The sequence below is a fragment of the uncultured Campylobacter sp. genome, assembly GCF_937890585.1.
In the GTDB taxonomy this organism is placed as follows: Bacteria; Campylobacterota; Campylobacteria; order Campylobacterales; family Campylobacteraceae; genus Campylobacter_A.
Map to the genome: position 1 here is coordinate 1 of NZ_CALACG010000318.1, position 9,894 is coordinate 9,894.

Annotated in this window: 14 protein-coding genes and 1 pseudogene; all 15 read left to right on the plus strand. The window is 37.0% G+C overall.

The window, feature by feature from the left end; translation table 11 throughout:
• Positions 1-54 precede the first annotated feature (54 nt).
• On the plus strand, positions 55-549 hold the full coding sequence (gene purE / locus Q0296_RS09530) for a 5-(carboxyamino)imidazole ribonucleotide mutase (protein WP_298039879.1): 495 nt from the start codon (positions 55-57) through the stop codon (positions 547-549).
• Between the two features lie 11 nt (positions 550-560).
• Positions 561-1,034, plus strand: coding sequence for a DUF3972 domain-containing protein (locus tag Q0296_RS09535; protein WP_298039882.1), 474 nt, complete (start codon positions 561-563; stop codon positions 1,032-1,034).
• 3 nt (positions 1,035-1,037) lie between these two features.
• Positions 1,038-1,394, plus strand: a complete 357-nt coding sequence (locus Q0296_RS09540; RefSeq protein WP_298039888.1) for a GyrI-like domain-containing protein — start codon at positions 1,038-1,040, stop codon at positions 1,392-1,394.
• Between the two features lie 70 nt (positions 1,395-1,464).
• A complete protein-coding gene (gene glyQ / locus Q0296_RS09545) occupies positions 1,465-2,325 on the plus strand; it encodes a glycine--tRNA ligase subunit alpha (RefSeq protein ID WP_298039891.1) in 861 nt (286 codons plus the stop codon).
• Between the two features lie 6 nt (positions 2,326-2,331).
• On the plus strand, positions 2,332-3,054 hold the full coding sequence (locus Q0296_RS09550) for a Nif3-like dinuclear metal center hexameric protein (RefSeq protein ID WP_298039893.1): 723 nt from the start codon (positions 2,332-2,334) through the stop codon (positions 3,052-3,054).
• An 18-nt stretch (positions 3,055-3,072) separates the two neighbouring features.
• Complete coding sequence (locus Q0296_RS09555) at positions 3,073-3,780, plus strand: zinc ribbon domain-containing protein (protein ID WP_002941798.1); 708 nt, start codon at positions 3,073-3,075, stop codon at positions 3,778-3,780.
• Between the two features lie 8 nt (positions 3,781-3,788).
• The gene (waaA, locus tag Q0296_RS09560; protein WP_298039897.1) at positions 3,789-4,925 is read left to right on the plus strand and encodes a lipid IV(A) 3-deoxy-D-manno-octulosonic acid transferase; all 1,137 of its coding nucleotides are present in this window, start codon (positions 3,789-3,791) and stop codon (positions 4,923-4,925) included.
• Positions 4,922-5,680 (plus strand): RluA family pseudouridine synthase, encoded by a 759-nt coding sequence (locus Q0296_RS09565; protein ID WP_298039900.1) that lies wholly within the window; start codon positions 4,922-4,924, stop codon positions 5,678-5,680. The genes waaA and Q0296_RS09565 overlap by 4 nt, the downstream gene beginning before the upstream one ends.
• Positions 5,681-5,742: 62 nt before the next feature.
• The gene (ffh, locus tag Q0296_RS09570; RefSeq protein WP_021085569.1) at positions 5,743-7,083 is read left to right on the plus strand and encodes a signal recognition particle protein; all 1,341 of its coding nucleotides are present in this window, start codon (positions 5,743-5,745) and stop codon (positions 7,081-7,083) included.
• A gap of 71 nt (positions 7,084-7,154) precedes the next feature.
• The gene (gene rpsP, locus Q0296_RS09575) at positions 7,155-7,382 is read left to right on the plus strand and encodes a 30S ribosomal protein S16 (protein ID WP_009293992.1); all 228 of its coding nucleotides are present in this window, start codon (positions 7,155-7,157) and stop codon (positions 7,380-7,382) included.
• Positions 7,382-7,624, plus strand: a complete 243-nt coding sequence (locus Q0296_RS09580) for a KH domain-containing protein (RefSeq protein WP_009293991.1) — start codon at positions 7,382-7,384, stop codon at positions 7,622-7,624. Before rpsP ends, Q0296_RS09580 begins: the two co-directional genes overlap by 1 nt.
• Entirely contained in the window at positions 7,617-8,147 is a 531-nt protein-coding gene (rimM, locus tag Q0296_RS09585) for a ribosome maturation factor RimM (protein ID WP_298039914.1), read from the plus strand. The genes Q0296_RS09580 and rimM overlap by 8 nt, the downstream gene beginning before the upstream one ends.
• Positions 8,144-8,836 (plus strand): tRNA (guanosine(37)-N1)-methyltransferase TrmD, encoded by a 693-nt coding sequence (gene trmD / locus Q0296_RS09590; protein ID WP_298039918.1) that lies wholly within the window; start codon positions 8,144-8,146, stop codon positions 8,834-8,836. The genes rimM and trmD overlap by 4 nt, the downstream gene beginning before the upstream one ends.
• An 8-nt stretch (positions 8,837-8,844) precedes the next feature.
• Complete coding sequence (gene rplS / locus Q0296_RS09595; RefSeq protein ID WP_002941851.1) at positions 8,845-9,201, plus strand: 50S ribosomal protein L19; 357 nt, start codon at positions 8,845-8,847, stop codon at positions 9,199-9,201.
• A gap of 137 nt (positions 9,202-9,338) precedes the next feature.
• Positions 9,339-9,569 (plus strand): annotated as a pseudogene (locus Q0296_RS09600) (helix-hairpin-helix domain-containing protein); the annotation flags it as partial.
• Positions 9,570-9,894 lie beyond the last annotated feature (325 nt).

Below are 9,894 nucleotides of genomic sequence, written 5' to 3' on the forward strand. Positions count from 1 at the left end.
TGTATAAGAGACAGGCATTAAGCTGCCAAAATTTAGTTTTTTAAGGGAGAAAATATGAAATTTGTTTCTATTATAATGGGAAGTAAAAGTGACTATGATATCGTTAGCGAGGCGGCAAAGACTCTGGAGAAATTTGGCGTAAAATATGAACTGATCATCAGCTCAGCCCACAGAAGCCCAAAAAGAACTAGCGAGTACGTTGCAAATGCCGAGAAAAAGGGCGCAAAAGTCTTCATCGCAGCTGCTGGCATGGCAGCTCACCTAGCTGGAGCGATCGCTGCAAACACAACAAAACCAGTGATCGGCATACCAATGGCTGGCTCAGCTCTTGGCGGTGTAGACGCGCTTTACTCAACCGTGCAAATGCCAAGTGGCATGCCAGTGGCAACCCTAGCTATCGGCAAGGCTGGCGCGATAAATGCAGCCTATCTTGCTGTGCAAATTTTAGCCCTTGAAGATGAGGGGCTAGCAAGTGCGCTAAAGGCCGACAGAGAGGCAAAGATAAAGGCTTTAGAGGATGATTCTTCAAAGATTGAAGTGATACTATAAAAGGAGAAGCGGTGCAGACCTATCTTGGAGTTGATGAATTTTGCAAACTTGTGCACTTGGAGCGCGAAGTTATCGAGGATATGATAAATCGTGGCATTTTGAAAACCAAAGAGGAAAATGGAGAAATTTTGATAGAAGCGAGCGAGGGAACGATGAGCGTGGTGCCTAGTGTTTCGCAAAATTTATCTTTGCAGCCGCAAAGCCAAGATGGTTTTACCTTTGTCGAAAAGACGATCGGCACGATACTAAATTTACACGAAAAGGTGCTTGACGCAAAAGATGAGACGCTTGAAACCTTAAGAAATGAGAATAAATTTTTAAAAGAGGCGCTCATTTCGATGCAAGAGCTCTATGACGAGGATAGAAAAACGGTCGAGACGCTTACAAAACAGCTTAAAATTTCACAAGATGAAGTTGAATTTTTAAAACGAAAATACAAGCTCATGTGGAACCAAGCGGTTGAAAATTTCAACGGACAAAAGTAGTTTATGAAGATTATAAATTTAGAAAATAGCTTTGAAATTTATGGAGTAAAAACTCGCACTAAAAATGAAGATGAAATGGACGGCAACGGCAAAATTCCAGCTTTATGGTCCAAATTTATGAATGAATACTATGATGGCAAGAGTGAAATTTATAGTGTTTACTGTAGCTACGAAAGTGATTTTAATGGACATTACGATAACTTCATCGGCACAATATCACGCCAAAAAGATAGTGAAAATTTAAATATACAAAGCGGAAAGTACGCTCTTTTTAGCTTTGCAAATGAGCCACAAAATGTTGCAAAATTTTGGGATGAAATTTGGAGATATTTTGAAAGTAGCGAGCTAGAAAGAACCTAAAAAACAGACTTTGAAAAATACCTAAAAGATAAAATAGAAATTTATATATCAATAAAATAAAAGGCAAAAAATGACATTTTCACAAATAATACTAACGCTTCAAAACTATTGGCAAGAGCAAGGCTGTGTCATACTTCAGCCATACGATATGCCTGCGGGTGCGGGTACATATCATCAGGCGACATTTTTAAGAAGCCTTGGACCAAAGCCGTGGGCGACCGCATACGTAGCTCCAAGCCGCCGTCCGACTGATGGTAGATACGGAGAAAACCCAAACCGCCTTGGCGCTTACTATCAGTTTCAAGTGCTCATAAAACCAAGTCCAGAAAATATCCAAGAGCTTTATCTAAAAAGCCTCGAAAGACTTGGTTTAAATTTGAAAAATCACGACATCCGCTTTGTTGAAGACAACTGGGAGAGCCCTACACTTGGCGCTTGGGGACTTGGCTGGGAGGTCTGGCTAGATGGCATGGAAGTGACGCAATTTACCTATTTTCAACAAGTTGGCGGCATCGCATGCGAGCTCATATCTGGCGAGATAACATACGGTCTTGAGCGCTTAGCCATGTATCTACAAGACGTAAATAGCGTCTACGACATCGTTTGGGACGACTCTAATGGCAACATCATAACCTACGCTGATGTGCATAAACAAGGCGAGTATGAGTGGAGTAAATATAACTTTGAAGTGGCAAATGTTGATATGCTTTTTAACCAGTTTGAAAACGCATTTAACGAGTGCAAACGTTGCTTGGAGGCAAAAATTTCACTGCCAGCTTACGACTACTGCATGCTTGCAGCTCATACATTTAACGTCCTTGACGCGCGCGGAGCGATCAGCGTTACGCAAAGGCAAGACTACATCTTAAAAATTCGCGAGCTTGCAAAAGAGTGCGCGCTAACATATAAAGAGAGCTTAGAGCAAAAGTAAAATTTGATGAAAATAGCTGAAATTTATAAAATCTTAGATGAAATTTGCCCATTTGTGAGCCAAGAGTCTTGGGATAATAGCGGTCTGCAAGTTGGCTCATTTGACAGCGAATTTGAGCGAATTTATCTAAGCCTTGATATTGATAGCGAGCTTTTGCAAAATGTCTTGCCAAACTCGCTCATTATTACCCATCATCCGCTCATTTTTAAGGGGTTAAAGTGCCTAGACTACAGCCTCTATCCAAGCTCGCTCATAAGAGAGATGATGATAAAAAATATCTCGCTCATCTCGCTTCACACAAACGCTGACCTTGCATTTTTAAATGAAAAATTTGTGACGCAGGTTTTGGGGCTTGAAATTTCAAGCAAAGAGGGCTTTTTGATCTACGCTGATGTGAATATGAAATTTAGCGAGCTTTGTAAATTTGTAAAAGAAAAACTTGGGTTAGAAAATTTAAGAGCCGTTCATGCAAAAGATGAAATTTCTAAAATTTGTATCTGTACTGGAAGCGGCGCAGATCTCATCCAAGAGGTCAAAGCGGACGCCTTTTTAACGGGCGATCTAAAGTATCACCAAGCCCTTTATGCAAAGGAAAATGGACTAAATTTGATCGACATAAACCACTATGAAAGTGAGCGTTATTTTAGTGATTTTTTAGCAAAATATTTGCAAAATCTAAAAATTGAAGTTATAATAAGCAATTCTAAAAACCCATTTACATATTGCTAACAAAAAAAAGGAAACATTATGAATAAATATTTGCAACAATTAGTTGAATTATCTGATCTTGACAAACAAATAGATGGTTTCACTCCGCGCATACAAGAAGTAGAAAAAGCCTATAAAAGCATAGAAGAAGAGTGTGAAACTATAGCGGTTAATGTAGAAAGACTTGACGAAGAGGTAAATGATCTAAAATCACAAAAATCAGGCACAAACGCCCATATCGCAGAATTTAGCGCCAAGATCAAAGACGTAGCCAAAAAAAGCTCGAGCGCTAAAAGCGAAAAAGAGATAAAAGCGCTAGGTCTAGAAGAAGATATCGCAAAAGAGCAGCTTGAAGCAGCAAACGAAGAGATCGCTAGACTTGAAAAACTAATAGACAATAAAAATGCTCAAAAAGATGAGCTAAATGCTAAAAAAACAGAGCTTGAAGGAAATTTAGAAAAGATAAAAAGCGAGGTTTCATCTGAGCTTGAAAAGATCGAAAAAGAGCGCAAAGAGGTTTATGCTAAAAAAGATAAGCTTGTCGCTGCGATGAATCAAAAGATCCTAGCATTTTACGAAAAGATCAGAAAATGGGCTCACAACACAGCAGTTGTGCCTGTTAAAAAACAAGCTTGTTATGGTTGCTTTATGCAGATAAATGATAAAACTTTCTCTGCGGTTGTAAAAGGCGAAGACATCGTTACTTGCCCGCATTGTGGTAGAATTTTGTATAAACAAGAGCAATAACACATTTCGTGATAATAATATATTATTTTTTAGCCTCAATACTCTATTTTTTTGGGGCTATCTTTCTACTTTTTTTAAGTTTTAAAAAAAAATACCATAGATCGATCCCAGCACGTTTTTTTCTCTTTAGTAATCCTAAATTTAAAGATGCAGATGTACATTTTCATGCTTGCTCATTTGGCGAGGTGCAAGCACTTAAGCCCTTGATGCAAAAATTTGATAGCAAAGCCATAAGCGTTGTGACAAATACGGGCTTTGAAGCGGCAAGTAAAATTTGTGCTAACACAAGATTTTTGCCATTTGAAATTTTCTTGCCATTTTGGTTAAAAAAGAGCAAAATTTTAGTAATTTTTGAGGCTGAGCTTTGGCTCATGCTAGTTTTTATGGCAAAGCTAAAAGGCAGTCGCGTGATCCTTATAAACGCAAGAATTTCAGATAGAAGCTATAAAAGCTACTTGAAATTTGGATTTTTTTATAGATATCTTTTTAAATTTATAGATAAAATTTACGCCCAAAGCGAGCTTGATAAAGAGAGACTAAAGTCGCTTGGAGCAGGCGAAATAGAGGTCGTTGGCAACATAAAAGCTGCATTTTTGCCAAGCGTGAGTAAAATTTATGAAAAGCCAAAAGCTAGAGTGATCGTGCTGGCAAGCACACATGCTGGTGAAGAAGAGATGATTTTAGATAATTTAAATTTAAAAGAAAACGATCTTTTGATCATCGCACCGCGCCATCCAGAGAGATTTGCAGAAGTGAAAAAGCTAGCTAGTGAGTACTCTAAAAAGCATGATTTTACCTTTGCGAAATTTAGTCAAACACATAAATTTGAAGCAAAGGTAAATTTGCTTGACACTTTAGGCGAGCTTGTAAATGTCTATGCCATTAGTGATATAGTCGTGCTTGGAGGCAGTTTTGTGCCAAATATCGGCGGGCATAATCCAATCGAGTGCGCTAAATTTAACCCAGTGATAATTAGCGGCGAGTTTATATTTAACCAAAAGGCGCTATTTGGTCTAGTTGAAAACATCTACATCGCAAAGGCAAGCGAGATCGGCGGCATAGTGGGTAGTGACGCCAAAAAGAGCAAGATCGCCGTGCAAGCAAGCGCTGAGACGATCATAGAAGATATAAGGAGCACTTTATGAGTGAAGAAAAAGCGTATAAAATTTTAGCCAAGCAAAAAAACATCTCAAACAACGAGGCAAAGGAGCTAATCGACAGCGGACTAGTCTATGCCAAGGGGCAAAAGGTGATGATAGCTCGTGCTTTGATGAGTGAAAACACTAAATTTAGTGTCGAAGAGATGCCAAAGCCAAGCATTATCTTTGAAGATAAAAATTTAATAGCCATTAACAAACCAGCCGCCGTAACTAGTGAAAAAATCAGCCAAATGTATAAATTTCCGCTTCTTCACAGGCTAGATAAAGATACAAGTGGCGTGCTGCTTCTTGTAAAAAATGACGAATTTGCGAGCCTTGCCATAAATGAGTTTAAAAAGATGAAGGTTGAGAAAATTTACGTGGCCGCAGTTAGGGGTATCATGAGCGAAGAAGTGGTCGTAAATGAGCCGATCTTAACGATAAAAAATAAAAATGGCGCCATTTCAAAGATATCAAAAGATGGCAAAGAGGCGATCAGTGAAATTTCACCGCTCATGGTTGCGGGTAAAAAAACGCTTGTAAAAGTTGCCATAAAAACAGGCAGAACGCACCAGATAAGAGTGCATTTGGCTAGCTTAAATTTACCTATCGTTGGCGATGAGAAATATGGCAAAAATAGGGCAAATAGAATGTTCTTGCATGCCTATTCTATCGCTCTTTTAGACTATAAATTTAAAGCGCCGATCCCAAAAGAATTTAACTCTCTTGGATTTGAGCTATCTAATAAATTTGAAATTTAAAGAGCAATAAAGAAATTATTTAGTAATATACGCCCTTTAATAACAACTTAGAAAGGTGATTAGTGTTCGAACAAATTAGCGAGTCTTTTAGATTAGCCGTTAGCAAGATACGTTTTGTAGATGATGAAAAAGCTCTAAAAAACGCACTTGACGTGTTAAAAAAAGCTCTTTTAAAAGCTGATGTTCACCACAAAGTCACCAAAGATCTACTCGCGTCTATCGAAAGCGAACTAAAGCAAACTGGCGTAGGCCAAAAGAATTTTCTAGATGCGATCAAGTCAAATTTAACTACTATCTTAACAGCTCCTGGCAATCAAGGCTTTGTCTATGCGCCAGTTGCGCCAACCATTGTTTTGATGGCTGGCTTGCAAGGTAGTGGTAAAACAACGACAACTATCAAGCTTGCAAACTATCTAAAGCTAAGAAAGAAAAAAGTTTTAGTTGCAGCTTGTGATTTGCAAAGATTAGCGGCGGTTGAGCAGCTAAGACAGCTCTGCGTTGCAAACGAGATTGATCTTTTCTATATAGAAAACGAAAACAACCCTATAAAAGTAGCAAAAGAGGCACTAGAAAAAGCAAAAAGCGGTCTTTATGACGTGCTTTTGGTGGATACCGCTGGTCGTCTTGCGATCGATGAAAAGTTGATGCAAGAGATAAAAGATGTAAAAAATGCGATAAATCCACATGAAATTTTCTATGTAGCTGACGCTATGAGCGGACAAGATGCTGTAAAAACAGCTACAAGTTTTAATGAAATTTTGGGAATTTCTGGAGTTATCCTTTCTAAATTTGACTCTGACTCAAAGGGTGGCGTAGCTATTAGTATCGCAAAACAGCTAAATATCCCACTTAGATTTGTCGGTACTGGCGAGAAAGTAGCTGATATCGAGAGCTTTATACCAGATCGTATCGTAAGCCGCATAATGGGCGAGGGCGACTTAGCTACTTTGGTCGAGAAAACATCGACTATTATTGATGAAAAAGAGGCAAAACGTCTAAACCAAAAGATAAAAAAAGGTCAGTTTAACTTTAACGACTTTTTAGATCAAATGGAAAGCGTTAAAAAGCTTGGTAGCATGAAATCTTTGATGGGTATGATACCTGGACTTTCAAATATTGCAAATCAGATAAAAGATATAGACCTTGATAATTCAAAAGAAATTTTGCATATTAAGGCTATGATAAACTCTATGACACAAAAAGAGCGTGAAAATCCAGACCTTTTAAACAATAGTAGAAAAAGGCGTTTGGCAGCTGGCTCTGGACTATCTCAAGTAGAGGTAAATCGCTTTTTAAAGCAGTTTGAAAATGCTTCAAAGCTTGCTAAGAAATTTTCAGGAAAGGGCGGAGCAAAAGGACTTGCAAATATGCTTTCACAGGCAAATTTAAAAAGACCTGTTTGACAAAAGGGTTTAAATTTGGATATTTGTTATCTAAATTTAAGCTTTATTTAAAAACAAGAGGAGAATATAATATGGCAACAGTAGTAAGACTAACAAGAATGGGACGTAAAAAAAGGCCTTTTTATCGTATAGTTGTTACAGATAGCAGAAAAAGACGCGATAGCGGTTGGATAGAGAGCATTGGTTATTACAACCCTATGGTTGAGCCAAATGTTATAAATTTCAACAAAGAGAGATTGGATTACTGGAAAAGCGTTGGTGCTAAACTTAGCGACAGAGTTGCACAAATTACAAAATAATGGTTGAAAATTTTTTATATGAATACGCCAAGCTGATAGCTGATTTTCCTGAAAAGGTAACTATCGAGCGTCAAGAGCTTGGTGAAAATTTTGTCGAGATCATTATAAGTGCCGATAAGGTTGATACTGGAAAACTTATTGGCAAAGACGGCAAAATGATAAATGCTATAAAGACCGTTATTATTGGCTGTAAAGCCAAAGACAATACAAGTTATAGAGTAACGGTAAAAGCTATTGAATAGTGATATTGTTGAAGTCGCTACCATCGGGAGATGTGTTGGTTTAAAGGGCTACTTGAAGCTTCATAACAAGAGCGACTTCCCAGAACAATTTAAAAAAGGCGCAACCTTTTTTGATAAAAACAATGATCAGCTCATCATAAAAGACTATAATAGACAAAAAGAGCTGGTTTTGTTTGAAAATTTTGATGACTTAGACCTTGCCAAAACACTTGTAAATAGGACTATCTATACTACAAAAGAGCTCACTAGAAAAAACTGTAAACTAAAAAAAGATGAGTTTTTTCAGTTTGATATTATTGGATTAAAAGTTGTAGAAAATGGTGAAATTTTGGGCATTGTAGAAGATATCCAAGATAATTTTGCAAATTCACTTTTATACATAAAAACAGACGAAGAGCTTATCGTAGCCGGCAAACCAAAGAATTTCTACATTCCATATTTGGAGTATTTTATCGAAAGCGTAAATTTGGATAGTGGAGAGATTTTGGTAAAAGGCACTAGAGATATCTTAGAAAATTCATGAAATTTACGTTTATTACACTTTTTGAAAATTTAGTTAAACCTTACTTTTGTGATTCTATTTTAAAACGTGCGATTAGTAATAAATTTATAGAAATTGATTTCATAAATCCAAGAAATTTTACCAACGATAAGCATAATAAAGTTGATGATTATATGATCGGAGGCGGAGCAGGGCTTTTGATGTTTCCACAGCCTTTGGATGAGTCGATCAAATTTGTAAAAGAAAAAGATAAAAATACTCATGTGATTTTTTTGACGCCAGCCGGTAAAAAATTTAGTCAAAATGATGCAAAAAGGCTCTCTAAAAAAGATCATATTTGTTTTGTTTGTAGTAGATACGAAGGACTTGATGAGAGGGTTGTCGAGCTATGGGCGGACGAAGTTTTTTGCATAGGTGATTTTATTTTAACTGGTGGAGAGTTACCTGCACTTTGTATGAGTGATGCGATATCAAGAAACGTACCTGGGGTTTTAGGAAACGACATGAGTCTTGAAGTAGAGAGTTTTGAGGGTAATCTGCTTGAAGCTCCATCTTTTACAAAACCTGATAATTTTAGATCCATCTTTGTGGTTTCAGAGTTTTTAAAGGGTAATCATGCTAAAATCCACAACTTAAAAAATAAGATGGCTCACTGCAAAACAAGGTACTTTCGCCCTGATTTATATCAAAAGCTAAAGCCACATAAATAAGGAAAAACATGAGAAATAAATACATTGAAGCGTTTGAAAATGCTCAAATTGCTGGTAAGAATATCCCTGACTTCCGTGCAGGTGATACATTGCGTGTGGCTACTCGTATTCATGAGGGCGACAAAACAAGAATTCAAAATTTTGAAGGCATTTGTATAGCTAGACGTGGTAGCGGTACTGGCGAAACATTTATCATCAGAAAAATCGGCGCTAACAGCGTTGGTGTTGAGAGAATTTTCCCAATATTTAGTGACTCTATAGAAGAGATAAAGGTTCTTAGAAAAGGTCGTGTTAGAAGAGCTAAGCTATTCTACCTACGCGAACTACGCGGTAAAGCAGCTAAGATCCGCGAACTTAGAAAATAAAACTCTTTCCCTGAATTTTTCAGGGAATCTCTTTTAATAAAACTTTTTCGAAATAATTTTTACAACAATTACGTTTATACTTCATTAACTGCTCTTTGATACACTTCGGTTTCTAATTTATTTATTAAGGAATAAAAATGACAAAAATATTGTTATCATTAGCAGCAGTTGCTTCTTTGGCTATGGCAGCAATCAACCTAAACACAGCTACAAAAGAGGAGCTTATGAGCCTTGATGGTATTGGTAGCGCAAAAGCAGATGCGATCATTGAGTACAGGAAAGCAAACAAATTTAACTCGATTGATGATCTAAAAAATGTAAATGGTATTGGTGATAAAACTTTTGATAACCTCAAAGGTGAAATTTCTACAACCGGCAAAAGCGAAATAAGCGAAAAAGCAAAAGCTAGCAAGAAAAAAGTGGGCGATGCAAAAGATGAGATGAAAGATAAGCTTTCTGACAAAAAAGATAAGCTAAAAAATAAAGCATCTAAAACAAAAGACGAGTTAGGCTCAAGCACAAAAGATGAAAATAGCATGAGTGAAAACGTCAAAGAGAAAAAAGAGATGCTTTCTGATAAAGTAAAAGATAAAAAAGAGAAGGCTGCTTCAAAAGCTAAATCTAAAAAAGAAGAGTTAAAAGAAAAGCTAGGAAAGTAATTTTAAAATAAGCAAAAACCTACTCGTATTTTAC

Excerpts from the sequence above, each read along its gene's own strand:
- glyQ (WP_298039891.1), top strand. The coding sequence starts at position 1,465 with ATGACATTTTCACAAATAATACTAACGCTTCAAAACTATTGGCAAGAG.
- rpsP (WP_009293992.1), top strand. The coding sequence starts at position 7,155 with ATGGCAACAGTAGTAAGACTAACAAGAATGGGACGTAAAAAAAGGCCT.
- Q0296_RS09555 (WP_002941798.1), top strand. The coding sequence starts at position 3,073 with ATGAATAAATATTTGCAACAATTAGTTGAATTATCTGATCTTGACAAA.
- purE (WP_298039879.1), top strand. The coding sequence starts at position 55 with ATGAAATTTGTTTCTATTATAATGGGAAGTAAAAGTGACTATGATATC.
- Q0296_RS09540 (WP_298039888.1), top strand. The coding sequence starts at position 1,038 with ATGAAGATTATAAATTTAGAAAATAGCTTTGAAATTTATGGAGTAAAA.
- rplS (WP_002941851.1), top strand. The coding sequence starts at position 8,845 with ATGAGAAATAAATACATTGAAGCGTTTGAAAATGCTCAAATTGCTGGT.
- trmD (WP_298039918.1), top strand. The coding sequence starts at position 8,144 with ATGAAATTTACGTTTATTACACTTTTTGAAAATTTAGTTAAACCTTAC.
- Q0296_RS09565 (WP_298039900.1), top strand. The coding sequence starts at position 4,922 with ATGAGTGAAGAAAAAGCGTATAAAATTTTAGCCAAGCAAAAAAACATC.
- Q0296_RS09550 (WP_298039893.1), top strand. The coding sequence starts at position 2,332 with ATGAAAATAGCTGAAATTTATAAAATCTTAGATGAAATTTGCCCATTT.
- Q0296_RS09580 (WP_009293991.1), top strand. The coding sequence starts at position 7,382 with ATGGTTGAAAATTTTTTATATGAATACGCCAAGCTGATAGCTGATTTT.